Source organism: Pseudomonas sp. 1 R 17, assembly GCF_900067035.1.
Classification (GTDB): Bacteria; Pseudomonadota; Gammaproteobacteria; order Pseudomonadales; family Pseudomonadaceae; genus Aquipseudomonas; species Aquipseudomonas marginalis.
The window spans coordinates 95,368-121,397 of record NZ_FKLB01000044.1 but is presented as its reverse complement, the minus strand read 5'-3'; the positions used below and the strand labels follow the sequence as shown (position 1 = coordinate 121,397).

General features: G+C 58.3%; 21 protein-coding genes and 2 tRNA genes. 6 read left to right on the top strand and 17 right to left on the bottom strand.

The genetic code is table 11. The features are described 5' to 3' along the window. The first annotated feature begins 100 nt into the window (after positions 1-100). The 5 genes from pgi to BFP99_RS16140 all read left to right on the top strand — a co-directional run bounded on the left by pgi (position 101) and on the right by BFP99_RS16140 (position 8,798). Positions 101-1,765 (top strand): glucose-6-phosphate isomerase, encoded by a 1,665-nt coding sequence (gene pgi / locus BFP99_RS16160; RefSeq protein ID WP_027605377.1) that lies wholly within the window; start codon positions 101-103, stop codon positions 1,763-1,765. Positions 1,766-1,870: 105 nt separating this feature from the next. Further along, positions 1,871-3,808 (top strand): acetate--CoA ligase, encoded by a 1,938-nt coding sequence (gene acs, locus BFP99_RS16155; RefSeq protein WP_065925306.1) that lies wholly within the window; start codon positions 1,871-1,873, stop codon positions 3,806-3,808. Positions 3,809-3,823: 15 nt separating this feature from the next. Further along, entirely contained in the window at positions 3,824-4,693 is an 870-nt protein-coding gene (locus BFP99_RS16150; RefSeq protein WP_065925307.1) for an oxygenase MpaB family protein, read from the top strand. 67 nt (positions 4,694-4,760) lie between these two features. Then, positions 4,761-5,777: a class I SAM-dependent rRNA methyltransferase gene (locus tag BFP99_RS16145; protein ID WP_065947692.1), complete on the top strand. Its 1,017-nt coding sequence runs from the start codon at positions 4,761-4,763 to the stop codon at positions 5,775-5,777. 87 nt (positions 5,778-5,864) lie between these two features. Further along, the gene (locus BFP99_RS16140) at positions 5,865-8,798 is read left to right on the top strand and encodes a DUF748 domain-containing protein (RefSeq protein ID WP_065947691.1); all 2,934 of its coding nucleotides are present in this window, start codon (positions 5,865-5,867) and stop codon (positions 8,796-8,798) included. Positions 8,799-8,978: 180 nt separating this feature from the next. On the opposite strand, the gene BFP99_RS16135 is transcribed toward BFP99_RS16140, so the two are convergent. The 16 genes from BFP99_RS16135 to rlmE all read right to left on the bottom strand — a co-directional run bounded on the left by BFP99_RS16135 (position 8,979) and on the right by rlmE (position 25,200). Continuing rightward, a complete protein-coding gene (locus BFP99_RS16135; RefSeq protein WP_065947690.1) occupies positions 8,979-9,599 on the bottom strand; it encodes a BON domain-containing protein in 621 nt (206 codons plus the stop codon). 294 nt (positions 9,600-9,893) lie between these two features. After that, the gene (gene pnp / locus BFP99_RS16130) at positions 9,894-11,999 is read right to left on the bottom strand and encodes a polyribonucleotide nucleotidyltransferase (RefSeq protein ID WP_027605371.1); all 2,106 of its coding nucleotides are present in this window, start codon (positions 11,997-11,999) and stop codon (positions 9,894-9,896) included. A 195-nt stretch (positions 12,000-12,194) separates the two neighbouring features. Beyond that, the gene (rpsO, locus tag BFP99_RS16125; RefSeq protein ID WP_003176135.1) at positions 12,195-12,464 is read right to left on the bottom strand and encodes a 30S ribosomal protein S15; all 270 of its coding nucleotides are present in this window, start codon (positions 12,462-12,464) and stop codon (positions 12,195-12,197) included. 115 nt (positions 12,465-12,579) lie between these two features. Continuing rightward, positions 12,580-13,497: a tRNA pseudouridine(55) synthase TruB gene (gene truB / locus BFP99_RS16120; protein ID WP_027605370.1), complete on the bottom strand. Its 918-nt coding sequence runs from the start codon at positions 13,495-13,497 to the stop codon at positions 12,580-12,582. 3 nt (positions 13,498-13,500) lie between these two features. Then, positions 13,501-13,896, bottom strand: a complete 396-nt coding sequence (rbfA, locus tag BFP99_RS16115; protein WP_029298974.1) for a 30S ribosome-binding factor RbfA — start codon at positions 13,894-13,896, stop codon at positions 13,501-13,503. Between the two features lie 159 nt (positions 13,897-14,055). Continuing rightward, the gene (gene infB, locus BFP99_RS16110) at positions 14,056-16,578 is read right to left on the bottom strand and encodes a translation initiation factor IF-2 (protein WP_065925310.1); all 2,523 of its coding nucleotides are present in this window, start codon (positions 16,576-16,578) and stop codon (positions 14,056-14,058) included. A 27-nt stretch (positions 16,579-16,605) separates the two neighbouring features. Further along, complete coding sequence (gene nusA / locus BFP99_RS16105) at positions 16,606-18,087, bottom strand: transcription termination factor NusA (protein WP_003212187.1); 1,482 nt, start codon at positions 18,085-18,087, stop codon at positions 16,606-16,608. A gap of 47 nt (positions 18,088-18,134) precedes the next feature. Continuing rightward, the gene (gene rimP / locus BFP99_RS16100; RefSeq protein WP_003235029.1) at positions 18,135-18,593 is read right to left on the bottom strand and encodes a ribosome maturation factor RimP; all 459 of its coding nucleotides are present in this window, start codon (positions 18,591-18,593) and stop codon (positions 18,135-18,137) included. 140 nt (positions 18,594-18,733) lie between these two features. Next, positions 18,734-18,810: transfer RNA gene (locus tag BFP99_RS16095), tRNA-Met, on the bottom strand. Between the two features lie 96 nt (positions 18,811-18,906). Beyond that, positions 18,907-18,992, bottom strand: a tRNA-Leu gene (locus tag BFP99_RS16090). Positions 18,993-19,014: 22 nt separating this feature from the next. After that, positions 19,015-19,398, bottom strand: a complete 384-nt coding sequence (gene secG, locus BFP99_RS32180) for a preprotein translocase subunit SecG (RefSeq protein ID WP_010206600.1) — start codon at positions 19,396-19,398, stop codon at positions 19,015-19,017. Positions 19,399-19,402: 4 nt separating this feature from the next. Next, entirely contained in the window at positions 19,403-20,158 is a 756-nt protein-coding gene (gene tpiA, locus BFP99_RS16085) for a triose-phosphate isomerase (RefSeq protein WP_015885920.1), read from the bottom strand. Between the two features lie 66 nt (positions 20,159-20,224). Further along, entirely contained in the window at positions 20,225-21,562 is a 1,338-nt protein-coding gene (glmM, locus tag BFP99_RS16080) for a phosphoglucosamine mutase (protein WP_065925311.1), read from the bottom strand. A 16-nt stretch (positions 21,563-21,578) separates the two neighbouring features. Further along, positions 21,579-22,430 (bottom strand): dihydropteroate synthase, encoded by an 852-nt coding sequence (folP, locus tag BFP99_RS16075; protein WP_065947689.1) that lies wholly within the window; start codon positions 22,428-22,430, stop codon positions 21,579-21,581. An 8-nt stretch (positions 22,431-22,438) separates the two neighbouring features. Next, a complete protein-coding gene (gene ftsH / locus BFP99_RS16070) occupies positions 22,439-24,349 on the bottom strand; it encodes an ATP-dependent zinc metalloprotease FtsH (protein WP_027605365.1) in 1,911 nt (636 codons plus the stop codon). A gap of 200 nt (positions 24,350-24,549) precedes the next feature. After that, a complete protein-coding gene (gene rlmE, locus BFP99_RS16065) occupies positions 24,550-25,200 on the bottom strand; it encodes a 23S rRNA (uridine(2552)-2'-O)-methyltransferase RlmE (RefSeq protein WP_015885924.1) in 651 nt (216 codons plus the stop codon). A gap of 105 nt (positions 25,201-25,305) precedes the next feature. Here rlmE and BFP99_RS16060 point away from each other — a divergent pair, with 105 nt between their 5' ends. After that, positions 25,306-25,614, top strand: a complete 309-nt coding sequence (locus tag BFP99_RS16060) for a YhbY family RNA-binding protein (protein ID WP_017139256.1) — start codon at positions 25,306-25,308, stop codon at positions 25,612-25,614. Positions 25,615-25,623: 9 nt separating this feature from the next. On the opposite strand, the gene BFP99_RS16055 is transcribed toward BFP99_RS16060, so the two are convergent. Next, a complete protein-coding gene (locus BFP99_RS16055) occupies positions 25,624-26,028 on the bottom strand; it encodes a hypothetical protein (RefSeq protein ID WP_027605364.1) in 405 nt (134 codons plus the stop codon). Positions 26,029-26,030: the final 2 nt, after the last annotated feature.

The window sequence follows — 26,030 nt, the reverse complement described above, 5'->3', positions numbered from 1 at the left end:
GTTAGCGCTGTCTGGAACCCAATCCTTGAGATAAGACTGGATGTTCCGGGCTTTGAAGTGTCCTAAAGGCAGTCCCCGTAATAAAAGGAAACCCGCAGCGATGGCGTACTACCGCACCCCTCATGACGTTACCGCTCTGCCCGCCTGGCAAGCGCTCAACCAACATCGCCAAGCCATGCAGGATTTCAGCATGCGCGAAGCGTTCAATGCCGATCCCCAGCGCTTTTCCCAGTTCACCTTGAGCAGCTGCGGACTTTTCCTCGATTACTCGAAAAACCTGATCACCGGCGAGACCCGCGACCTGCTGGTGGGCCTTGCCAACGAAGTGGGTCTTAAAGACGCAATCAACTCGCTGTATGCGGGCGAGCCGGTCAACTCCTCCGAAGGCCGGCCTGCCCTGCACACCGCCCTGCGTCGCCCGGTGGGCGACAAGCTGTCGGTCAATGGCGTGAACATCATGCCGGACGTGCACAAGGTGCTGAACCAGATCACCGACCTGGTCGGCCGCATCCACGACGGCCTGTGGCGTGGCTACACCGAGAAGCCGATCACCGATGTGGTGAATATCGGCATCGGCGGCTCGTTCCTCGGCCCGGAGCTGGTCTCTGAAGCGCTGTTGTCCTACGCCCACAAAGGCGTGCGCTGCCACTACCTGGCGAACATCGATGGCAGCGAATTCCATGAGCTGACCATGAAGCTGCGCGCCGAGACCACGCTGTTTATCGTCTCGTCGAAATCCTTCAACACCCTGGAAACCCTGAAAAACGCCCAGGCTGCCCGCGCCTGGTACCTGGCCCAGGGTGGCTCGGAAGCCGAGCTGTACCGCCACTTTATCGCCGTGTCGAGCAACAACGCGGCCGCCGTGGCCTTCGGTATCCGCGAAGAAAACATCTTCCCGATGTGGGACTGGGTGGGCGGCCGTTATTCGTTGTGGTCGGCCATCGGCCTGCCAATCGCCCTGGCCATCGGCATGTCCAACTTCAAGGAACTGCTGTCCGGTGCCTACACCATGGACCAGCATTTCCAGAACGCGCCGTTCGAACAGAACATGCCGGTGCTGCTGGGCCTGCTGGGCGTTTGGTACGGCAACTTCTGGGGTGCGCAGAGCCATGCGATCCTGCCGTACGACCACTACCTGCGTAACATCACCAAGCACTTGCAACAGCTGGACATGGAATCCAACGGCAAGAGCGTGCGCCAGGACGGCAAACCGGTGTCCACCGACACCGGCCCGGTGATCTGGGGTGGCGTCGGCTGCAACGGCCAACATGCTTATCACCAGTTGCTGCACCAAGGCACCCAACTGATCCCGGCCGACTTCATCGTACCGATCGTCAGCTTCAACCCGGTATCCGACCACCATCAGTGGCTGTACGCCAACTGCCTGTCCCAAAGCCAGGCACTGATGCTCGGCAAGACCCGCAGCGAAGCCGAAGCCGAGCTGCGCGACAAGGGCATCCCGGAAGACGACGTGCAGAAGCTGGCACCGCACAAGGTGATCCCGGGCAACCGTCCGAGCAACACGCTCGTGGTTGAACGCATCAGCCCGCGTCGCCTGGGCGCCCTGGTTGCGATGTATGAACATAAAGTGTTCGTGCAAAGCGTGATCTGGGGCATCAACGCCTTCGACCAATGGGGCGTGGAGCTGGGCAAGGAGCTGGGCAAGGGCGTATACAATCGCCTCACCGGCGCCGAAGAAACCTTGGCCGAAGACGCTTCGACCCAGGGGCTGATCAACTACTTCCGCGGCCGTCACCGCGGCTGATGCAGGCACCGCAAGGCCAACGTCCGTTTGGACGTTGGCCTTGAACCCTCTCCATACAGGGTGCATCTTTATGACTTGTCGCAAAAACAAGAATAAGGATCGCTCATGTTCGATATCAGCACGTTTCCCACCGCCGATGCCGTCCGCCGGGCTGCGCAACTCAGTCAAGAGGACTACCAGCGCCTCTATCGCCAATCCATCGAACAGCCGGACACGTTCTGGGCCGAGCAGGCCAAAGGCTTTCTCGACTGGATAACACCGTGGCACACCGTCCAGCAGTCAGACATCCAGACCGGTGCCGCCCAATGGTTTGCCGGTGGCCAGTTGAACGTCAGCTACAACTGCATCGACCGTCACCTGGCGCAACGCGCCGATCAGCCGGCCTTCATCTGGGAAGGTGACGATCCTGCAAAATCTTCCAAAATCACCTACCGCCAACTGCACCAAAACGTCTGCCGCCTGGCCAATGTGCTGAAAAGCCGTGGCGTGAAAAAGGGCGACCGGGTGTGTATCTACATGCCGATGATCCCGGAAGCGGCCTACGCCATGCTGGCCTGCACGCGGATTGGCGCGGTGCACTCGGTGGTATTTGGCGGGTTCTCACCGGACGCCCTGCGCGACCGCATTCTGGACGCCGACTGCCGCACCGTGATCACAGCCGATGAAGGCGTGCGCGGTGGTAAGCCGGTGGCGTTGAAACAGAACGTCGACAAGGCCCTGGCCAGCTGCCCCGACGTCAGCACGGTGCTGGTGGTACAACGCACCGGCGCACCGGTGAGCTGGAGCGAAGGCCGCGACCTCAAGTATCAACAGGCCCTCGATGCAGCGAGCGACGATTGCCCTCCCGAACCGATGGACGCCGAAGCCCCGCTGTTTATCCTCTACACCTCCGGCAGCACCGGCAAGCCCAAGGGTGTGCTGCACACCACGGGCGGCTACCTGCTCCAGGCGGCAATGACCTTCAAGTACGTACTCGATTACCGCGACGGTGAGGTGTTCTGGTGCACCGCCGACGTGGGTTGGGTCACCGGCCATAGTTACATCGTGTACGGGCCGCTGGCCAATGGCGCGACCTCGCTGATGTTCGAAGGTGTGCCGAGCTACCCGGACAGTTCGCGCTTCTGGCAGGTCATCGATAAACACCAGGTGAATATCTTCTACACCGCTCCCACCGCCTTGCGCGCGTTGATGCGCGAGGGTCACGCCCCGCTGGAGACGACCTCCCGCGCCAGCCTGCGTCTGCTGGGCAGCGTGGGCGAACCGATCAACCCGGAAGCCTGGGACTGGTACTTCAACGCGGTGGGCGAACAGCGTTGCCCTATTGTCGATACCTGGTGGCAGACCGAGACCGGCGGCATCATGCTCAGCCCGCTGGTCAGCGCCCAGCGCATCAAACCAGGTTGCGCCACCCAGCCGATGTTTGGCGTGCAGCCCGTGCTGCTGGATGAACAAGGCAAGGTCATCAGCGGTGCCGGCAGCGGCGTACTGGCGATCAAGGCCAGCTGGCCGGGGCAGATTCGCAGCGTCTACGGCGACCCGCAGCGCATGGTCGACACCTATTTCAAACCCTACCCCGGTTACTATTTCACCGGTGACGGCGCGCGCCGCGATGAGGACGGCGACTACTGGATCACCGGGCGTATCGACGATGTGATCAACGTGTCCGGCCACCGTATCGGCACCGCCGAGGTAGAAAGTGCGTTGGTACTGCATGACCAGGTGGCCGAGGCTGCCGTGGTGGGCTACCCCCACGACGTCAAGGGCCAGGGCATCTACGCCTTTGTCACCCCCATGAATGGCGTCGAACCCAGCGAGGCGCTGAAAAAACACCTGCTGGAACTGGTCAGCAAGGAAATCGGCAGCTTTGCCAAGCCGGAACTGATCCAATGGGCACCGGCCTTGCCGAAAACCCGATCCGGCAAGATCATGCGCCGGATTTTGCGCAAGATCGCCTGCAACGAACTGGACAGCCTGGGTGATACCTCGACCCTGGCCGACCCCAGCGTCGTCGACGGCCTGATCGACAAACGCCTGAACCGCTAGGAAACCCGAGTCGCCATGGAATTTATCCGCAGCCGTATCGAAACCCAGTTGATGAGCCTCACTGGCTTGTCACTGGGCCAACTGGACCTGGAAAACCCCAAGGGCGATCCGGGCCTGTTCGGGCCGGACTCGGTCAGTTGGCAAGTCCATGGTGACTTCAGCAGCATGCTCATCGGCGGCATCAGCGCCTTGATGCTGCAAGCCTTGCACCCATTGGCCCTGGCCGGCGTGTGGGACCATTCGAATTTTCGCCAGGACATGCTTGGGCGCCTGCGCCGTACCTCGCAGTTTATTTCCGGTACCACGTTCGGCGCGCGCAAAGACGCCGACTGGCTGATCGAAAAAGTGCGCACCATTCACCTGCAGGTGGTGGGTCATGCCCCGGACGGGAGGCCTTACGCGGCCAGCGATCCAGCGCTGCTGACCTGGGTGCATGTGGCGGAGGTGAGCAACTTTCTTGCTGCCCACTTGCGCTATCGCAACCCGCACCTCTGCGGCCGTGATCAGGACCGTTACTACAGCGAGATCGCCGTCGTCGCAGAACGGCTGGGCGCGCAGGATGTGCCGCATTCACGCCAGGAAATTTCCGATTACCTTGAGAATATCCGTCCGCAATTGCTGTGCGACGAGCGCAGCCGCGAAGTGCTGCGCCTGTTGCTGAACGCGCCCTCCCCCAGCCTGTTGGCCAAGCCTTTTGGTGCCTTGATGATGCAAGCCGGGATCGACCTGCTGCCGGACTGGGCCAGCACCCTGCTCGATCAGCACCAGGGCCCGCTGCAACGCCGGATGATCCGCGCCGGGGTCAAGCGCAGCGCGCCGTTGTTGCGCTGGGCGATGCGCAATGGTTCGGTGCAGCGTGCACACCGGCGGATGGGGTTGATGTAGGCAACGCGCCATAGCTGCTAAACTCCGCGCCCTCATTACCCCCATTTACCTAAGCAAGGCGCGCTCCATGTCTCCCTTGAATCAGGCGCTGCGCGCCGCCCTCGATCATCGCCAGGATCTGATCAGCGAACTGCACGCCCAGGGCACCGATTGCTATCGGCTGTTCCATGGCAGCCAGAAAGGCGCCGGCGGCCTGACCATCGACCGCTACGGCCCGCAGTTACTGGTGCAAAGCTTCCATCAGTCGCTGGAAACCACCGACCTGCTGGAGCTGCACCAACTGGTCAACCAGCACATGGGCCTGGAGTTGCTGCTGGTCTACAACGACCGCTCCCGCGGCAACTCGCGGGTCGATCGCGAAGATTCGGTATACCGCGCCGAACCTGCCGCGCTGGAAGACCTGGTCGGCCACGAATGGGGCCTCAATTACCGTGTCCGTGGGCGCCACGCCGGCCAGGACCCACTGCTGTTCCTCGACCTGCGCAATACCCGCGGCTGGGTCAAGGGCCACAGCGCCGGCAAAAGCGTACTGAACCTGTTTGCCTACACCTGTGGGGTGGGCCTGAGCGCCGCTGCCGGGGGTGCGCGCGAGGTATGCAACCTGGACTTCGCCGAGGGCAACCTGGCGGTGGGGCGTGAAAACGGCCAGCTCAATCCACAGCTTCCTACCATGGAGTTCGTGCAATCGGACTACTTCCCGGCGATTCGCCAACTGGCCGGGCTGCCGATCACCCAGCGTCGCGGGCAAAAACTGCCGAGCTATCCGCGCCTGGAGCAGCGTCAATATGACCTGGTGTTGCTCGACCCGCCGGCCTGGGCCAAGAGTGCCTTCGGTACCGTTGACCTGTTGCGTGACTACCAGAGCCTGCTCAAGCCGGCACTGCTCGCTACAGCCGACAATGGCGTGCTGATCTGCTGTAACAACCTGGCAAAAGTCAGCATGGAGGATTGGCGTGAACAGGTGCTGCGTTGTGCGCAAAAGGCTGGGCGTCCGGTGCGGGACTGGAAAATCATGACGCCCAGCGGGGACTTTCCCTCACAAGATCAACAGCCACCGCTGAAGACTCTGATACTTCAACTGTAAGCAGCATCCTAAAGGCCCGGTTCTTCGGAACCGAAAACCCGTGCCATACTCCAAGGCACTCCTGTTTGACATAGATGGCGCCGCCCCATGCCCAAAGGATTGATTCGCGCCGCTGGCGCCTTGTTGACTGCCCTCGCGTTGTACAGCTTGCTGGGCTTTCTGATTTTGCCTGGCATCGCCCTTCGCATTGCCAACCAACAGTTGGCCAATTACGCCACAGTGCCGGCACGCATCGAACGGATCGAACTTAACCCGTTCAGCCTGGAAGTAACGGTATGGGGCTTGAAGATCGGCGAGCCCGGTAAGGAACAGGTAGGTTTCGAACGGCTTTACGCCAATCTGCAGGCCGATAGCCTGTGGACCCGCGCCCTGCACCTGGCGGATGTGCAACTGGACAAGCCCAGGACCGAGTTGTTGTTCGACAAGTCAGGCCAGCTGAATCTGGCGCAGTTGTTCAAGCTGCCACCGAGCGAGCCGACCCCGGCAGACCCTGACGCCAAGCCGTTCCCGCTGCGTGTCGACAGCATCAAGCTGGCTGGCGGTTATTTGCATTTCCAAGACCTGCGTCCCAGCGAACCCATCGAATTCCTCTACGACACCCTCGACTTCGAACTGAAGAATCTCAGCACCCTGCCGGAAGACAATGCGGACATGACCTTGGTCGCCGCCGGCCCTGAAGGCGGGCAGATCGACTGGAAAGGCAACTTCAGCCTGGTGCCGATCACGTCCGAAGGTACGCTCAAAGTCACCGGCGGCAAGATGAAAGCCTGGTGGCCTTATGTGCGTGACGCCTTACCCCTGGTACTTGAAGACGGCGTGCTCAACTTCAGTACCGAATACAGGTTCAGCCTGGCCAAAGAGACCGAGCTGAACCTGACCAACACCGCCGCCAGCATCGCGCCGTTCGCGATCAAGGCCCCGGATGGCCGGCCGTTGGTGCGCCTGGAGCGTTTGGACGTCAGCGAGACCACGGTGGACCTGGCCAAACAGCAGGTGGTGGTGGGCAAGATTCGCAGCAATAAACTCGAGACCTGGGCGGCTCGTGAAGCGGATGGGCAACTGGACTGGCAAAAACTGTTCGCCGGCCAGCCGAACAAACCGGCCAAGGCGCCGGAGCCTGCGACTGCACCCGCCACGGCCGACTCGCCAAAGCCTGCGCCCGTCGCCCCAAGCAAGCCCTGGCAAGTGCTGCTCAAGGATGTACAGCTGCGCAACTACCAAGTGCACTTGGCCGACCGTCAGGCCAAACCTGCGGTGGCACTGGAGCTCGGCCCGTTGAACGTCGACGTGCAGAACTTCGACAGCCTCAACCAGAGCCCCTTTACCCTGAAGGTCGACACCGGCCTGGGCAAGCAGGGCAAGATCCAGGCAACCGGCACGGTTAACCTCAACCCGGTCAGCGCCAAGTTGAAGGTCAATACCAAGGACATCGACCTGCGGGTCGCCCAGTCCTATATCAGCCCGTTTATCCGCCTGGAACTGCGCAGTGGCATGCTTGGCAGCGACCTCGACGTGAACCTGAAAAGCACCGATCCCCTGGCGCTGCAGATCACCGGCCGAGCGCAGGTTGACCAGTTGCATACCCTCGACACCCTCAAGACCCGCGACCTCCTCAAGTGGCAGCGCCTGGTGCTCGAAGGCGTGAACTACCAACACGGCGACAGCCTGTCGATCGACAAGGTCAACCTGCTGCAGCCCTATGCGCGGTTCATGATCAACGATGACCGCACCACCAACGTCGACGACTTGCTGATCCCGCAGCCGGCCGACAGTGGCGCCAAATCGTCAGCCAAACCTGCCGCGAGCAAAGACAAGCCGCTGGGTATCCATATCGGGCAGATTGCGATCAACGACGGTTCGGCCAACTTCGCCGACTTCAGCCTCACCCCCAATTTCGCCACTGCGATCCAACAGCTCAATGGGCAGATCGGCACCATCGACAGTCGCCAGGCCAAGCCGGCGAGCGTTGACATCAAGGGCAAGGTCGACCGTTATGCACCGGTGACCATCAAAGGCAGCGTGAACCCGTTTGACCCGATGGCGGCGCTGGACATCGCCACCAGCTTCAAACGTGTCGAGCTGACCACCCTGACGCCTTACTCGGGCAAGTTCGCCGGTTTCCGCATCCGCAAGGGCCGCCTCAACCTTGACCTGCATTACGTGATCACCAAGGGCCAGTTGAAGGCTGAGAACAAAGTGGTGGTCGAGCAATTGCAGCTGGGCGAAAAAGTCGACAGCGCCGATGCCGTGGACTTGCCGATTCGTCTGGCAATCGCCTTGCTCAAGGACAGCGACGGCAAGATCTCCATCGAACTGCCCGTATCCGGTGACCTGAATAACCCGCAATTCAGCGTGATGCCCATTGTGTGGCAAACCCTGCGCAATCTGGTGGTGCGAGCGGCCACTGCGCCGTTCAAGTTTATTGGCGGATTGGTCACCGGAGGCGGAGCGGAGGACTTGGGTAGCGTGTCGTTCGCGGCAGGCTCCAGCGAGTTGAACAAAGACGCCGAAGGCGCTCTCAACACCTTGGCCAAAGCCTTGAAAGAACGCCCTGCCCTACGCCTGGAAATCGAAGGCACGGCCGCAGCCAGCAGCGACGGCCCATTCCTGGCGGCCCAGCGGCTGGAGCGGGAATACCAATACAACTACTACAAAATGCTGCAGCGCCGTGGCGAGAAAGTCCCGGCCCAGGCGTCCTTGCTGGAAGTCCCTGAGGGCGAAAAAGCCCCCTTGCTCGAAGGTATTTACCGCACCCGCTTGAAACAGCAGCCTCCGGCAGAATGGAAGGACCTGAGCAGCAGTGACCGCACCGCCAAGTTGAAAGAGGGCGTGATCAAGTTCTGGAGTGGCAGTGACGTGCTGCTGCGCCAGTTGGGCCAGGACCGTGCAAGCACGATCAAGGACTACCTGGTGGATAAAGCCCAGCTGGAGGACGACCGGGTCTACTTCATTGACGCGCAACTGGGCCAGGCAGAGAAAGACGGTCGAGTGATAACGCCGATGCACCTGGATGCCGAGTAGGCGTCCACGGCAAGCCGCTACCGCATTACTTTCCCGCCCCAATAGAACAGGCCCCGACACAGAAGTGCCGAGGCCTATAATGACCACATCCGTGTGGTCGGTCGCATGAAACTTAGAGGTGCATTGAGTGGATATCTAACTCACGCGCCGCCGCCGCTAGTTCAGACGAGTGCTTGAGCGTTACTCTGCTTTCAGGCCATCGGCCGATACAGCTTTAACGCCTTTGATTTTCTTAGTGATGTTCACCGCGGTCGTTTTCTGTGCCTCGGTCAAAGCGACCGAAGAGGACAGGGAAACTACACCCTTGTTGGTTTCGACTTTAATGTCGGTGCCAGGAATGCCTTTCTCGGTGACCAGGTCAGCTTTGACTTTGGTGGTGATCCAAGTATCGGAGGTTGCGCCTTTGGCGTCAGCCGCTGCACCTTTGGTTTTGTCGATGTTGTCTGCCTTGGTAGCGCCGCCAGCCAACAGGCCGTCAGCCGAAACTGCGGTAACACCTTTGATTTTCTTGGTGATCGCTACGGCAGTTTCTTTCTGCGCGTCCGAAATGGCTACGGTCGAAGACAGGGAAACCACACCTTTGTTGGTCTCAACCTTGATGTCCGAACCAGGAATGCCTTTTTCGGTCAGCAGATCGGATTTAACTTTGGTGGTGATCCAAGTATCCGAAACGCTTTCTTTTGCCTTGGTGGCTTCACCGGCCGCCAGAGTCATTGGAGCTTGGGAAGTCTGGGCAAAGGCCACGTTAGCACCCATGGCCAGGGTCAGAGCGGTAGCAGTAGCGAGAGCGAACTTCTTCATACGAGTAACTCCTGTTTTATTAAAAGTCTGCAGTGTGTGAACCTTGATGCTGCAGCGTTAACAGGGTTATTGCAGGCAGTGTGCCAAGTCTCTAGCGCAGATTAAATACTTAAAAATCATATAGTTATCAAAATAGCCAAATTTCGGAATCGTGCAACTTGCATGAACCTGATCGTGCCTGCGTGCAAGTTGCGGCTTTTGCGATTTACTAAGCGTCTGATTTTTCGGCATTTTCCTTCAGGCGTAAAAAAAGGACTCCGAAGAGTCCTTTTTTTCAGCGGGAGCCTGGGGTAATTAAACGCCCGAAGCCTTGGCTGCTGCTACGTCCTTGATGGACAGCTTGATACGGCCGCGGTTGTCCACGTCCAGTACCAGCACTTCCACTTCCTGGCCTTCTTTCAGAATGTCGGTGACTTTCTCAACGCGAGCGTCGCTCAGCATGGAGATGTGAACCAGACCGTCTTTGCCTGGCAGGATGTTGACGAATGCGCCGAAGTCGACGATGCGCTCAACTTTACCGACGTAGATCTTGCCGATCTCGGCTTCAGCGGTGATGCCCAGGACGCGTTGACGCGCAGCTTCTGCAGCTTCCTTGGTTTCGCCGAAGATCTTGATCGAGCCGTCGTCTTCGATGTCGATCGAAGCCTTGGTCTCTTCACAGATCGCACGAATGGTCGCGCCGCCTTTACCGATAACATCACGGATTTTGTCGGTGTCGATTTTCATCGCGATCATGGTCGGAGCATTTTCCGACAGTTCGGTACGGGACTGACCAATGATCTGGTTCATCTGACCGAGGATGTTCAGGCGCGCTTCCAGGGCTTGGCCCAGGGCGATTTCCATGATCTCTTCGGTGATGCCCTTGATCTTGATGTCCATCTGCAGCGCGGTAACACCTTTGGCGGTACCGGCTACTTTGAAGTCCATGTCGCCCAAGTGGTCTTCGTCGCCCAGGATGTCGGTCAGGATGGCGAACTTCTCGCCTTCCTTAACCAGGCCCATGGCGATACCGGCAACCGGCGCCTTCATCGGCACACCCGCGTCCATCAGCGCCAGGGAAGCACCGCAGACCGAAGCCATGGAGCTGGAGCCGTTGGACTCGGTGATTTCCGACACCACACGGATGGTGTACGGGAACACGTCAGCAGCAGGCAGCATGGCCTGGACCGAACGACGGGCCAGACGGCCGTGACCGATTTCGCGACGACCAGCACCGCCCATGCGACCACACTCGCCCACCGAGAACGGCGGGAAGTTGTAGTGCAGCATGAACGGGTCTTTTTTCTCGCCTTCCAGGGTGTCCAGCAGCTGTGCGTCACGGGCAGTACCCAGGGTCGCAACGACCAGTGCCTGGGTTTCACCACGGGTGAACAGTGCAGAACCGTGAGTCTTCGGCAGAACACCGACTTCGATGTTCAGCGGACGAACGGTGCGGGTGTCGCGGCCATCGATACGAGGCTTGCCGTTAACGATGTTTTCGCGAACGGTGCGGTATTCGATTTCACCGAAGGCTGCTTTGACTTCGCTGGAAGAAGGCTGGCCTTCTTCGCCGGACAGCTTGGCAACAACCTGGTCCTTCAGCTCACCCAGGCGAGCGTAACGGTCGGCCTTGACGGTGATGGTGTAGGCATCGGAGATCGCAGTGCCGAACTCGGAGCGGATAGCGCCCAGCAGTTCGGTGGCTTCGGCTTGCGGAGCCCAGGCCCAGGTCGGCTTGGCAGCTTCGGCAGCCAGTTCTTTAACAGCGTTGATCACAACCTGGAACTCGTCGTGAGCAAACAGTACTGCACCCAGCATCTGGTCTTCGGTCAGCTCTTTGGCTTCCGATTCAACCATCAATACGGCTTCCGACGTACCGGCAACGACCATGTCCAGGCTCGATGCTTTCAGTTGCTCGTAAGTCGGGTTCAGCAGGTAACCGGTGCTTTCGTGGAAAGCAACGCGGGCTGCGCCGATCGGGCCATCGAAAGGAATACCGGAGATGGCCAGGGCAGCCGAAGTACCGATCATCGCAGCGACGTCAGGATCGGTTTTCTTGCTGGTGGAAACGACGGTGCAGACAACCTGCACTTCGTTCATGAAGCCTTCTGGGAACAGCGGACGGATCGGACGGTCGATCAGTCGGGAAGTCAGGGTTTCTTTCTCGGAAGGACGGCCTTCGCGCTTGAAGAAACCGCCAGGGATCTTACCGGCAGCGTAAGTCTTTTCCTGGTAGTGAACGGAAAGAGGGAAGAAGCCTTTGCTTGGGTCGGCGTGCTTGGCGCCAACAACGGTCACCAATACGGTAACGTCGTCATCAACGGTAACCAGCACTGCGCCGGAGGCTTGACGGGCGATACGGCCTGTCTCGAGGGTAACGGTCGACTGACCGAACTGGAATTTTTTGATAACCGGGTTCACGGTGTCCTACCTTCTTTGTGGCTCTTGGGGAACTTGTCTTCTTGCGAAATTCTTGGGCAATGTCGGGAATCGGCCCAACCCTTGTCCAGGGGTAAAACGTGTATCCAGATAAAACTTGAGGCTGGGAGCCTACCATGGGCCAGCGGGAATCCCACTGACACACGGCAGACAACCAACCTCTAGCGCAATCGCTGATTAGCGACGCAGACCCAGGCGACCGATCAGAGCCTGATAACGACCCAGATCCTTGCCTTTCAGGTAGTCCAGCAGCTTACGGCGCTGGTTTACCATGCGGATCAGACCACGACGGGAGTGGTGATCTTTACCGTTGGCCTTGAAGTGACCTTGCAGCTTGTTGATGTTGTGGGTCAGCAGTGCAACTTGCACTTCTGGCGAACCAGTGTCACCAACAGCTTGCTGGTAGTCAGCTACGATTTGTGCTTTTTCTTGAACGTCGAGAGCCATGAGGCAATCCTTTTTTCAGGAAACCACCCAAAGGGCAGTTTCAACAGGCCAGGGACAAATCCCTGTATCTAAAAATGAGTGTTGACCGTGCCTGTTAACAGCCACACTCGTTCGGTCATTCTGACCGAATCAGTCGACGTGGCGCGATGCGCCCGTCTTCGCTCACTTCACCGATACCGATAAAGCGACCGTTATGATCCTGTACCCGCACCATGCCGAACTTCGGGGCATCCGGGGCGCGTACCGGCTGGCCGTTAAGCCAGTAGAACGCGCTGTGTTCCGAAAAGTGCAGCAATGGCCAATCCAGTAAACCGCTGTCCGATGGCATCAGGAAGCGATCAACTGCTTCGTTGCCACCTTCGGCGTGTACCGCCTCCAACTCTTCCAGCGTGACCGTCTGGGCCAGGCTGAAAGGTCCGGCCTGGGTGCGTCGCAGTTCAGCTACATACGCGCCGCAACCGAGCTGTTCACCAATATCTTCCACCAGGGTACGGATATAAGTGCCTTTGCTGCAGTCTACGGCCAAGCGTGCGGTGTCACCTTCACAGGCGAGCAATTCCAAGCGCGCAATAGTAACAGAACGCGGTTCGCGCTCCACTACTTCGCCCGCACGTGCCAGCTTGTAAAGGGGCTGCCCATCACGCTTTAGAGCCGAGTACATCGGCGGTATCTGACTGATTTGCCCACGAAAAGCAGGTAAAGCAGCTTCGATATCAGCACGACCAACGGTCACGTCGCGAACCTGCAAAACATCACCTTCGGCATCTGCCGTGGTGGTGGTCTTGCCCAGTTGCATCAGGGTTTCGTAACCCTTGTCCGAGTCGAGCAGGTATTGCGAGAACTTGGTGGCCTCGCCAAAGCACAACGGCAGTACGCCAGTAGCCAAGGGATCAAGGCTGCCGGTGTGTCCGGCCTTCTCGGCATTGAGCAACCAGCGGACCTTCTGCAACGCGGCATTGGAGGTAAAGCCAATCGGCTTGTCGAGCAGAATGATGCCGCTGACGTTGCGACGGATACGTTTGACCTGAGCCACCGCTTACTCCTTGGCGTCTTCAGGTGTGGACGGATGCTGATTGTCTTCAGCCACGGCGCGCTCGATCAGGGCCGACAGGTGCGCACCACGCACGACGCTTTCGTCGTAGTGGAAGTGCAACTGGGGCACGCTGCGCAGCTTCATTTCACGGGCCAACTGCATGCGCAGGAAACCTGCCGCCGAGTTGAGCACCTTGATGCTTTGCGCGATTTCTTCGCTGTTGTCCTGCCCCATCACGGTGATGAAGATCTTCGCGTGACCGACGTCACGGCTCACTTCTACAGCGGTGATGGTGACCAGGCCAACACGCGGGTCTTTGACTTCGCGACGGATCAGTTGGGCCAGCTCACGCTGCATCTGATCGCCGATACGCTGGGTACGGCTGTATTCTTTTGCCATGTCTTGTTACCTGTTACTGCCACACGGTGAAACCCATGGGGTCTGAAAGCGGCAAACGCCCGGCCTGACAAAAGCCAGACCGGGCGTTGCGTTTAGAGTCCGCACGCTGCGCGGGGCATTTGCATGCCCACACGCGGCGTGGCTCCTGAAGTGCGCGAGTTAGAGGCTGCGAGCAACCTGAACCTTCTCGTAGACTTCGATCTTGTCACCAGCCTTGACGTCGTTGTAGCTCTTGACGCCGATACCGCATTCCATGCCGGCACGCACTTCGGAAGCGTCATCCTTGAAGCGGCGCAGGGATTCCAGCTCGCCTTCGAAGATAACGATGTCTTCACGCAGTACACGAATTGGACGGTTACGGTACACGGTACCTTCGATAACCATGCAACCGGCGATCGCACCGAATTTCGGCGAGCGGAACACGTCACGAACCTCGGCGACACCCAGGATGTTCTCCCGGACGTCACTGCCAAGCATGCCGGTGAGGGCCTTCTTGACGTCTTCGATGATGTCGTAGATGACGTTGTAGTAACGCATGTCCAGGCCTTCCTGCTCGACGATCTTGCGAGCGCCAGCATCGGCACGCACGTTGAAGCCGAACAGTACAGCGTTGGAAGCCAGTGCCAGGTTGGCGTCGGACTCGGTAATACCACCGACACCGCCACCCACAACACGCACTTGCACTTCGTCGTTACCCAGGCCGTTCAAGGCGCCGTTCAACGCTTCGAGGGAACCACGGACGTCAGATTTGAGGACGATATTAAGCGTCTTCTTCTCTGCCTGGCCCATGTTCTCGAAGATGTTTTCCAGCTTGCCGGCGTGAGCACGGGCCAGCTTGACTTCGCGGAACTTACCTTGACGGAACAGAGCCACTTCACGGGCTTTCTTCTCGTCCGACAGCACGCTCATCTCGTCGCCAGCGTCCGGGGTACCGTCCAGGCCGAGGATCTCGACAGGGATGGAAGGACCCGCTTCCTTGATTGGCTTGCCGTTCTCGTCGAGCATGGCACGTACACGGCCATAGTTCGAACCGACCAGCACCATGTCGCCTTGGCGCAGGGTACCGTCTTGAACCAGAACGGTAGCAACCGGGCCACGACCCTTGTCGAGACGCGATTCAACCACAACACCACGACCCGGGGCCGATGGCGTTGCTTTGAGTTCCAGGACTTCGGCTTGCAGCAGGACCGCTTCGAGCAGTTCGTCTACGCCAGTACCGACTTTCGCCGAAACCGAAACGAACGGCGTATCACCGCCCCACTCCTCGGAAGTCACACCGTGAACCGACAGTTCGCTACGGATGCGATCGAGATCGGCGCCCGGCTTGTCGATTTTGTTCACGGCAACAACCAGTGGAACACCAGCGGCCTTGGCGTGCTGGACAGCTTCAATGGTCTGCGGCATTACGCCGTCGTCCGCTGCAACTACCAGGATCACGATGTCGGTCGCCTTGGCACCACGGGCACGCATTGCGGTAAACGCGGCGTGACCTGGGGTGTCAAGGAAGGTGACCATGCCGCGCTCGGTTTCAACGTGGTATGCACCGATGTGCTGGGTGATACCACCGGCTTCGCCGGCAGCTACCTTGGCACGACGGATGTAGTCGAGCAGCGAGGTCTTACCGTGGTCAACGTGGCCCATTACGGTCACGACTGGTGCACGGGAGAAGGTCTCGCCTTCAAACTTCAGGGACTCGGCCAGGGAGTCTTCCAGGGCGGTGTCGCTGACCAGGGTCACTTTGTGGCCCAGTTCTTCGGCTACCAGTTGAGCAGTTTCCTGATCAAGCACCTGGTTGATGGTCGCTGGAGTACCCAGTTTGAACATGAACTTGATGATTTCAGCAGCCTTGACCGACATCTGATTGGCCAGATCGCCAACCGTGATGGTCTCGCCGATCTGCACATCACGCACGACAGGGCCGGTTGGGCTCTGGAAACCGTGGGCGTTGCGTTTCTTCAGCTTGGCCTTGCCGCGACCACCACGACGGAAGCCATCGCTTTCTTCGTCGGTAGTGCGTGGCGCAACGCGCGGAGCAGGCGCTTTCTCTTTGACCGAGGCACGATGCGGAGCGTTTTTACGCTCGCCATCGCCACCACCACTGCGACGATTGTTATCGTCGGCACGTGGTTTGTCCGGACGACGAGGTTCGTCGCGCTTGCGAGCGTCAGCAGCAGGTGCTGGAGCAGCGGCAACCGGAGCGGCCTCACGCACAGTTTCAACAGGCGCGCTAGGTGCAGCGACTGCATCAGTAGCGGATTGCGCAGCAGCAGGCTGGCTACGCGCTTCTTCTTCGGCGCGACGCTTGGCTTCTTCTTCAGCCTTCTGGCGTGCAGCATTTTCTACTGCGCGACGTTCGTCCATCTCGCGTTTGCGCTCGGCTTCGATTTCTTCCGGGCTGCGCTGTACGAAGACTTTCTTCTTACGCACTTCAACGCTGATGCTCTTGCTACCAGCCACCCGCAGGGTGCTGGTTGTTTTGCGCTGCAATGTAATCTTGCGCGGTTCTTCCACTTTCGCCTTGTGGCTGCTTTTCAAGTGAGTCAGCAACGATTGCTTCTCACTGTCGCTCACATGTTCCTCGGCGGCGGTGTGCGGCAGACCTGCCTCACGCATCTGCTGCAACAGGCGCTCTACCGGTGTTTTGACCTCATCGGCCAGTTGTTTCACCGTGACTTGCGTCATGCACTTCTCTCCTCAGGCCGCGCCTAATTACTCGAACCAATGGGCTCGGGCGGCCATGATCAACTTGCCGGCACGATCATCGTCAATGCCGTCGATGTCGAGCAGATCGTCAATAGACTGCTCGGCCAGGTCTTCGCGGGTAATTACGCCGCGCACCGCCAGTTCCATCGCCAAATCCTTGTCCATACCCTCAAGCGAGAGCAGGTCTTCGGCCGGATGGGCGTCTGCCAGCTTTTCCTCAGTAGCGATGGCTTTAGTCAACAAACGATCCTTGGCCCGAGCGCGAAGCTCGTTGACGGTGTCTTCGTCAAAGCCGTCGATGTTGAGCATTTCTTCCAACGGTACGTAGGCAATCTCTTCCAGGCTGGTGAAGCCTTCATCTACCAGCACCTGCGCCAGGTCTTCGTCGACTTCCAACTCGTCGATGAAGTTGCGCAGGATGTCACCGGTTTCAGCTTGCTGCTTAGCCTGGATGTCCGATTCGGTCATCACGTTCAGTGTCCAGCCGGTCAACTGGCTGGCCAGACGCACGTTCTGACCACCACGACCAATGGCCTGGGCCAGATTGTCTGCGCCAACGGCGATGTCCATTGCATGGGCATCCTCGTCAACGATAATTGCCGCCACTTCAGCCGGCGACATGGCGTTGATCACGAACTGCGCCGGGTTGTCGTCCCAGAGGACGATGTCCACACGCTCACCACCCAATTCGCCCGACACTGCCTGGACGCGCGAACCGCGCATACCAATGCAAGCGCCTTGCGGGTCGATGCGTTTGTCCTTGGAGCGGACCGCGATCTTGGCACGCGAACCCGGGTCGCGGGACGCAGCCATGACTTCGATCAGGCCTTCGGCAATTTCCGGCACCTCGATACGGAACAGCTCAATCAGCATTTCCGGCGCAGTGCGCGACAGGATCAACTGAGGGCCACGGTTCTCGGTGCGGATTTCCTTGAGCAGCGCACGCAAACGCACGCCAACACGGAAGGTTTCGCGAGAGATGATGTCTTCGCGGGCCAGCAACGCTTCAGCGTTGTTGCCCAGGTCGACGATCACATTGTCGCGGGTAACTTTTTTCACGGTGCCGGAGATGATTTCACCCAGGCGCTCGCGATAGGCATCAACGACTTGAGCGCGCTCGGCTTCGCGAACCTTCTGCACAATGACCTGCTTGGCGGTCTGTGCAGCAATGCGGCCGAACTCGATGGACTCGATCTTTTCTTCAACGACATCACCGACCTGGGCGCCTGGGTGCGTTTCAGCAACCTTGCTTGGCCAGGTTTCGATGGCCGGATCATCAAGATCGGCTTCTTCGACGACCGTCCAGCGACGGAAAGTCTCATAGGCACCGGTGTGGCGGTTGATTTCCACACGCAGATCAACTTCGTCTTCAAAACGCTTTTTGGTAGCAGTGGCCAGGGCCAGCTCCAGCGCTTCAAAAATCACGTTTGCCGGTACGCCCTTTTCATTGGATACCGACTCAACAACCAGCAGTACTTCTTTGCTCATCGTACGCCTCGCCTTTCGCAAGCCATTGGATCCGCGGGATCCGCGTCTCAGTCAAAACTGGGAATAATGTTGGCCTTGTCGATCATATCGATCGGCAACAGGAACTCATGGTCTTCTACCTGCACCACGACATCCTGTTCTTCTACACCGCGCAGAAGGCCCTGAAAGTTGCGACGCCCTTCGAACGGGGATCGCAGCTTGATCTTCACTTGTTCACCGGCAAATTTTGCAAACTGATCAATAGTGAACAGTGGGCGTTCCATGCCTGGCGAGGAAACTTCGAGGGTGTATTCAACGGAGATAGGATCTTCAACATCCAGAACACCGCTGATCTGACGGCTGACAATGGCACAATCGTCCACCAGCACGCCGCCCTCTTTATCGATATAAACGCGCAACATTGAGTGGCGACCTTGAGCCGAAAACTCAATACCCCAGCATTCATAGCCTAGGGCCACGACCACCGGGGCCAACAAGGCCTGCAACTCTTCTAGCTTGCTCGACACCTGAACCCCCTCGTGCATGTATGTGCATGCTGTGCAAAATAAAAAAATGGGCGAAACGCCCATCCTTGAAACGCCGTCGAACAGCGGCGTTGAAAGTGTCCAGCTAACAAAAAGCCCCTTAAAAGGGGCTCCGCTAAAACTGGTTGCGGGGGCCGGATTTGAACCGACGACCTTCGGGTTATGAGCCCGACGAGCTACCAGACTGCTCCACCCCGCGACAAAGCTGGGGCGGAAGTATACGACCGATCCCTTACAGGGTCAATGTAACCTTCCACCTACAAGAAAGCCCGCAACAGCGGGCTCTCCTGATAATTGGTACCGAGAAGGGGACTCGAACCCCTACACCCTATGGGCACAACCACCTCAAGGTTGCGTGTCTACCAATTCCACCACCTCGGCAATACAGCGCTTACAACCCTTCTTACTTCTGCTCTTGAGCTGGAGGTACGTCAGTCGCTGGAGTAGCCGACTTTTGCTCTTGAAGCACCGGGACATCATCAGAAGCCGGTTTTGCTTTTGGCACTTCCAACACTGCTGGGTTTGGCAAACCTACTTGAGTCAGCACATGAGCTTTCTCTTTAGCAAAGTAACCTAACCCTAAGCTGGTTATGAAGAAACCGGCGGCAAGTATAGCAGTAAACTTACTAAGAAAGGTAGAGGAACCTTGGCTTCCGAACACAGTATTTGAAGCACCTGCACCGAAAGACGCACCAGCATCCGCACCTTTACCCTGTTGCAACAAAACCAGGGCAACTACGCCCAAGGCAGCCAACAGATGAAAAACGACTACGACTGTTTCCAGCATTTTTTCAGTTTCCCGCGGCGCGACAAATCGCACCGAACTCATCTGCATTCAGGGAAGCTCCACCAATGAGCCCCCCATCGATATCCGGCATGCCGAACAGTTCGACCGCATTGGCCGCCTTCACGCTGCCGCCGTATAGAAGCCGCACACCTTGTGCGACTTCAGAATTCTCTGCCGCTAACTGAGCACGGATGGCTGCGTGCACATCCTGCGCCTGTTGCGGTGTAGCAGTCAGCCCGGTGCCAATGGCCCAGACCGGCTCGTAAGCAATTACCGCCTTTGCGAACGCACCAACACCCAGCTCCTCGATGATGCTGCCAAGCTGACGCGAGACAACCTCAAGAGTCTTGCCCGATTCACGCTGCTCAAGGGTCTCCCCAATACACAACACCGGAATCAAGCCACAAGCCTGCGCTGCTGCGAACTTGCGATTGAGTGTCCCATCACGCTCGCCCATCATCTGACGGCGCTCGGAGTGCCCGACAAGCACATAGGAACAACCCGCATCAACCAGCTGACTCGGTGCAATCTCACCGGTCAACGCACCTTGCATGGCTTCCACCGCGGAGTTCTGCGCGCCGACCTGAATCGACTTACCTTTCAAGCCATCCACCACTTGGGTGATATGCAAGCAAGGCGGGAACACCGCGATATCAACACCGCTAGGCAAGGCCAAGTGACGAAGGCCATTGATCAGCTCAGCGACACTGGCGCGGGTACCGTGCATCTTCCAGTTACCAGCTACCATAGTGCGACGCATGCTGTACCTCGTCGGTCAAAGTGGGCGCAGATGTTACCCAACCACATCATCACTGGCAAGCCGAATTCAGGCGCAAACTTCAGTTACCAATTTTGCCAGGTCCTCGGCATGACCGCGAACCTGTATTTCGTCGTCACCTTCGACCATGACGCGCACCAAAGGCTCTGTGCCGGACTTGCGTAGCAATACCCGTCCACGACCAGCCATTGCCAGGGTCGCGCGCTCGCAAGCCTCTTTGACAGCAGGGTGCTCGATCGGGTTTTCCCCACCTGCGAAACGCACGTTCAGCAATACTTGCGGGCATTTGCGCAAAGCCTGACGCGCCTGGGCCAGGCTCTCTTCGCGGCGACGCAAAGCCAATAGCACCTGCAACGCCGCAATAATCGCGTCACCGGTGGTGGTGTGCTGGAAGCACACCACGTGCCCGGAGTTCTCACCACCTACCTGCCAGTTACGCTCCAGCAGCTCGGCGATCACATACCGGTCACCGACGTTGGCGCGAACAAAAGGAATACCCAGGTCTGCCAACGCCAGCTCAAGCCCCAGGTTGCTCATCAGCGTACCGACGACACCGCCTTGCAGCTTGTTACGCTCATGCAGGTCACGGGCAATGATGAACAACAGATCATCGCCATCGACCACGGCACCCGTGTGGTCGACCATCAGCACACGGTCGCCGTCACCGTCGAAGGCAATCCCGAGGTCGGCATGCTCGGCCAGGACAGCGGCTTGCAACTGCTCCATATGGGTGGAGCCGCAGTTTTCGTTGATGTTCAATCCGTTGGGCTGAGCCGACAGCACTGTCACGTCTGCGCCCAACTCCTTGAATACGCTTGGCGCGACTTTGTAGGTCGCACCATGGGCGCAGTCGACAACAATCTTCAGGCCGGCAAAATTGGTGCTGGTTGGCACACTGCTCTTGCAGAACTCGATATAACGACCAGACGCGTCATTGATACGTGACACCTTGCCCAGCTTGCTGGACTCGACCACGGTCATCGGCGTATCCAACAATTCTTCGATCATCAGCTCAATCTCATCCGGCAACTTGGTGCCCTGGCCGGAGAAGAACTTGATGCCGTTGTCGTCGTGTGGATTGTGCGAAGCACTGATCACAATACCGGCCTCAGCGTGAAAGGTACGCGTCAGGTATGCAATCGCGGGCGTCGGCATTGGCCCCAGCAACATCACATCGGCGCCTGCGGCGGATAAGCCGGCCTCAAGCGCTGATTCAAACATGTACCCCGAAATCCGGGTGTCCTTGCCCACCAGGATGCGACACGCCCCCATGCTGCGGAACGCCATACCCGCCGCCCATCCAAGCTTGAGCATGAAATCAGGAGTAATCGGAAACTCGCCGACCCGACCACGGATACCGTCGGTGCCAAAGTATTTTTTAGTCATAAGTGCTCCATCATTCTTATTCGGCTGATTCCACAGCTGCAATCATGCGTACCACATCCACGGTCTCAGCAACGTCATGCACACGCAAGATGCGCGCACCCTTGGTCACCGCGAGCGCCGCCAGTGCAAGACCGCCGTACAACCGCTCACCCACCGGACGGCTCAATGCCAGCCCTATCATGCTCTTGCGCGAAACACCCACCAACAGGGGCCGACCAAGGGCGTGCAAGGACTCCATGTGCTTGAACAAACTCAAATTGTGTTGCAGGGTCTTGGCGAAACCAAACCCCGGATCAAGGATGATCCTTTCCGGCGCAATACCTACCGCGGCGCATTGGGCAACGCGCTCGGAGAGAAAACCACTCACTTCACCAACCAGGTCATCATAGTGCGGGCTGTCCTGCATATTGCCGGGCTCACCCAGCATATGCATCAAACACACCGGCAAACCGGTAGCTGCAGCTGCATCCAGAGCACCGTCGCGCCGCAGGGACCGCACATCGTTGATCAAGCCGGCACCTAATCGCGCAGTCTCACGCATCACGGCCGGAGTGGAGGTATCAACCGAAATGATCACATCCAACTCTCGAGCGATGCGCTCGACAATCGGCGCCACGCGCTCCAACTCCTCCAAAGGAGAAACTGCGCGAGCACCAGGCCGAGTCGATTCACCGCCCACATCAATCAAGGTCGCGCCAGCCGCCACCATAGCTTCCGCGTGGCGCAATGCAGCATCAAGCTGGCTGAAGCGGCCACCATCGGAAAAGGAGTCAGGGGTTACATTAAGAATGCCCATGACATGCGTATGGGCCAAATCAAGAACCCGGTTGCCGCAAGGCAACCGGGGGGAGGACGAAGCAAAAGTCATTTCAAACCTTAATGGTCAGCTGCCGGGCCACCGATTGGGGTTTCAGGACGTTCGTTCTGAACCACTGGCGGGGTGCCCGAAGTACCCGAACCACCTTCCCAATCACGAGGCTCACGAGGCGCCCGACCGGCCATAATGTCGTCGATCTGGTCTGCATCGATGGTCTCGTACTTCATCAATGCATCAGCCATTGCATCAAGCTTGTCGCGATTATCGGTAAGGATCTGCTTGGCCGTGCCATAGCACTGGTCAATGATACTGCGCACCTCAGAATCGATCAGCTTGGCTGTCTCACCAGAGAAACTGGCGTTTTGACCACCGCCGCCACGCCCCAGGAATACTTCACCTTCTTCCTCGGCGTACATCAAAGGACCGAGTTTTTCCGACAAGCCCCACTTGGTCACCATGTTCCGCGCAATCTGGCTGGCGCGCATGATGTCGTTGGAAGCCCCAGTGGTCACGCCGTCGAAGCCCAAGGTCATTTCTTCAGCAATTCGACCGCCGTACAGCGAACAGATCTGGCTGATCAGCGCACGCTTGGAGAGGCTATAACGATCTTCTTCCGGCAGGAACATGGTGACACCCAACGCACGACCACGAGGAATGATCGACACTTTGTAGACCGGGTCATGCTCAGGAACGACGCGCCCCACAATGGCGTGACCCGCTTCGTGATAAGCAGTGTTCTGCTTCTCTTTTTCGGACATGACCATGGATTTACGCTCAGCGCCCATCATGATCTTGTCTTTCGCCAGCTCGAACTCTTTCATTTCAACGATGCGCTTGCCGGTACGGGCTGCAAACAGCGAAGCCTCGTTCACCAGGTTGGCCAAGTCAGCACCCGAGAACCCCGGGGTACCACGGGCAATCACAGCCGGTGCAACGTCGTCGCCCATTGGCACTTTGCGCATGTGCACTTTCAGGATTTGTTCGCGCCCACGGATATCCGGCAAGCCAACCACCACCTGGCGGTCAAAGCGGCCTGGACGCAACAGCGCAGGATCCAGCACGTCCGGACGGTTGGTTGCCGCGATGACGATGATGCCGTCATTCATCTCGAAACCATCCATCTCGACCAGCAACTGGTTGAGGGTTTGCTCACGCTCATCATGACCACCGCCCATGCCAGCACCACGATGGCGACCAACGGCGTCGATTTCATCGATGAAGATGATGCATGGCGCATGCTTCTTGGCCTGTTCGAACATGTCGCGAACGCGGCTCGCACCGACACCGACGAACATTTCAACAAAGTCAGAACCGGAAATGGTGAAGAACGGTACCTTGGCTTCGCCGGCAATGGCCTTGGCCAGCAAGGTTTTACCGGTACCTGGAGGGCCGACCATCAGCACGCCGCGAGGAATACGGCCACCCAGGCGCTGGAATTTGCCTGGATCGCGCAAGAACTCAACCAACTCGCCGACTTCTTCCTTGGCTTCGTCGCAACCCGCTACGTCAGCCAGGGTGGTCTTCACCTGATCTTCAGAGAGCAGGCGCGCCTTGCTCTTGCCGAAGCTCATCGGCCCGCCCTTGCCTCCCGCACCGCCTTGCATCTGGCGCATGAAGAACATGAACACGGCAATGATCACCAGGATCGGGAAGCTTGCCACCAGGAGTTGAGTCCAGATGCTCTGCTGCTCAGGCTGCTTGCCTTCGACAACCACGTGGTTATCCACCAGGTCGCCGATCAGACCGTTGTCCTGAATTGCCGGACGAATGGTCTTGAAGCTATCGCCATCGTTGCGTTTGCCGGTGATCACGTAGCCATCAACCGCTACGCGCTCGACCTTGCCATCCTTAACTTGCTGGATGAAGTCGGAATAGTTGAGGGTCTGCGGCTCGTTAGGGCTGGAGAAGTTGTTCATCACCGTCACGAGGACAGCCGCGATGATCAACCACAGGATCAGATTCTTTGCCATATCGTTCAATTAACTACCCTCTGAAGCAAGCTCCGCTACTGGCGCGCGCTTCGCATGATATTCACCGGCCTAACTTACTACATTACCTACAACTCTGGCAGGCGCCGTCTGTAACCCTTTGTGAAACTTTGACTACACAATATTCGTAAAGCTTCGTGACGAAAGCGATATAAAAAAACCTATCGCCCTCCTCGAATTCCTCAAAAACGCTCTTCACTCGCCGCGCCTTCGACGCCACGGAAGCCGCGGCACAGCAGGTATTGCTCCCTGGACCGGTCCCGGGAAGAGTCTGGTTTACGCGTCTGCACCTTGTCGAACAACTTGCGGATGTTCTTGTGGTACTCGTCGAAACCCTCTCCCTGGAACACCTTCACCAGGAAATCACCACCGGGACGCAACACCCGACCCGCCAAATCCAGCGCCAATTCGCAAAGGAACATGGCTCGTGGCATATCGACGGCCGGTAACCCACTCATATTGGGGGCCATGTCGGAAATCACAAGGTCTACCTGCGAATTTCCCACAGCCTCAAGGATCTGGGCGAGCACTGTGTCCTGGGTAAAGTCTCCATGAACAAAGGTCACGTCCGGGATGCTGTCCATTTCCAGGATGTCGGAAGCAATCAGGCGACCTTGACCACCAATCAGACGACTGGTCACCTGGGACCAGCCACCGGGGGCCGCGCCAAGATCGATGACGCTCATGCCTGGACGAATCAACTTGTCCTTGTCCTGGATCTCCAACAGCTTGTAGCTGGCCCGGGAACGATAGCCATCCTTTTGCGCCTTTTTGACGTAAGGATCGTTGAAATGCTCTTGCAGCCACTTAAGGCTAGTTTTGGAACGGGCCACGGGCCACCTCGAAAATAAAACGGGTCGTGATTAACTGGGCGGTCCCGGACTCGCTCGGGTAAACTGGCCGCCGCTTTTTACAAGATCAGACGCAGGGGTCAGATTATGCCGCTCACTCAAGAGCAGAAGAAACAGTACAAATCCATTGGCCACCATCTGAAACCAGTTCTGATTGTGGCAGACAACGGTTTGACTGAAGGTGTGTTAGCCGAACTTGAACGCGCACTGGGCGATCACGAACTGATCAAGATCAAGGTCAACATCCTTGACCGCGAAGCACGCCTGGCCGCCATTGCAGAACTGTGCAAGGTTGGCAAGGCGGACCTGGTTCAGGTCATCGGCAAGATGGCGCTGCTGTATCGCAAGAACTTCAGCGTCAACAAGCAACTGTCGAACGTACACCGCTTCAAGTAATACAAAGGGTCACGGGCGTGCTTCGCGCGCCCCGCCACTCCATCCCGGAGCAGGCTGTATAACCAGCACCAGGCCGGAGAACCCTAGCACAAGATAGCTGAATAGCTGCCAGCGCAACGCTTCCGGCAGCCAGACATGCACAATGCAATACATTGCACACGCATACAGCGCCATCAACAGCAGTTGGCCGCGAATATCCCGCCACAGACTCTCCAAGCCTTCAGCCTTGACCAGCACCAACGCCTGAAGCGCTACGCACGCCGCCGCGAAACCCACCAGCAGCGCACTCAGTAATCCATCGATTTCATCGATCAGCAACGGAGCCAGGCCAATCACGCCCAGCACCGGCAATACACCAAGATGTAACAACCATAGGCCGCCCACCCAAAGCATCTGGGCAAGCTGCCAAAGCATGG

Excerpts from the sequence above, each read along its gene's own strand:
- pgi (WP_027605377.1), top strand. The coding sequence starts at position 101 with ATGGCGTACTACCGCACCCCTCATGACGTTACCGCTCTGCCCGCCTGG.
- acs (WP_065925306.1), top strand. The coding sequence starts at position 1,871 with ATGTTCGATATCAGCACGTTTCCCACCGCCGATGCCGTCCGCCGGGCT.
- BFP99_RS16150 (WP_065925307.1), top strand. The coding sequence starts at position 3,824 with ATGGAATTTATCCGCAGCCGTATCGAAACCCAGTTGATGAGCCTCACT.
- BFP99_RS16145 (WP_065947692.1), top strand. The coding sequence starts at position 4,761 with ATGTCTCCCTTGAATCAGGCGCTGCGCGCCGCCCTCGATCATCGCCAG.
- BFP99_RS16140 (WP_065947691.1), top strand. The coding sequence starts at position 5,865 with ATGCCCAAAGGATTGATTCGCGCCGCTGGCGCCTTGTTGACTGCCCTC.
- BFP99_RS16135 (WP_065947690.1), bottom strand. The coding sequence starts at position 9,599 with ATGAAGAAGTTCGCTCTCGCTACTGCTACCGCTCTGACCCTGGCCATG.
- rpsO (WP_003176135.1), bottom strand. The coding sequence starts at position 12,464 with ATGGCTCTCGACGTTCAAGAAAAAGCACAAATCGTAGCTGACTACCAG.
- rbfA (WP_029298974.1), bottom strand. The coding sequence starts at position 13,896 with ATGGCAAAAGAATACAGCCGTACCCAGCGTATCGGCGATCAGATGCAG.
- infB (WP_065925310.1), bottom strand. The coding sequence starts at position 16,578 with ATGACGCAAGTCACGGTGAAACAACTGGCCGATGAGGTCAAAACACCG.
- nusA (WP_003212187.1), bottom strand. The coding sequence starts at position 18,087 with ATGAGCAAAGAAGTACTGCTGGTTGTTGAGTCGGTATCCAATGAAAAG.
- secG (WP_010206600.1), bottom strand. The coding sequence starts at position 19,398 with ATGCTGGAAACAGTCGTAGTCGTTTTTCATCTGTTGGCTGCCTTGGGC.
- tpiA (WP_015885920.1), bottom strand. The coding sequence starts at position 20,158 with ATGCGTCGCACTATGGTAGCTGGTAACTGGAAGATGCACGGTACCCGC.
- glmM (WP_065925311.1), bottom strand. The coding sequence starts at position 21,562 with ATGACTAAAAAATACTTTGGCACCGACGGTATCCGTGGTCGGGTCGGC.
- folP (WP_065947689.1), bottom strand. The coding sequence starts at position 22,430 with ATGACTTTTGCTTCGTCCTCCCCCCGGTTGCCTTGCGGCAACCGGGTT.
- ftsH (WP_027605365.1), bottom strand. The coding sequence starts at position 24,349 with ATGGCAAAGAATCTGATCCTGTGGTTGATCATCGCGGCTGTCCTCGTG.
- BFP99_RS16060 (WP_017139256.1), top strand. The coding sequence starts at position 25,306 with ATGCCGCTCACTCAAGAGCAGAAGAAACAGTACAAATCCATTGGCCAC.
- BFP99_RS16055 (WP_027605364.1), bottom strand. The coding sequence starts at position 26,028 with ATGCTTTGGCAGCTTGCCCAGATGCTTTGGGTGGGCGGCCTATGGTTG.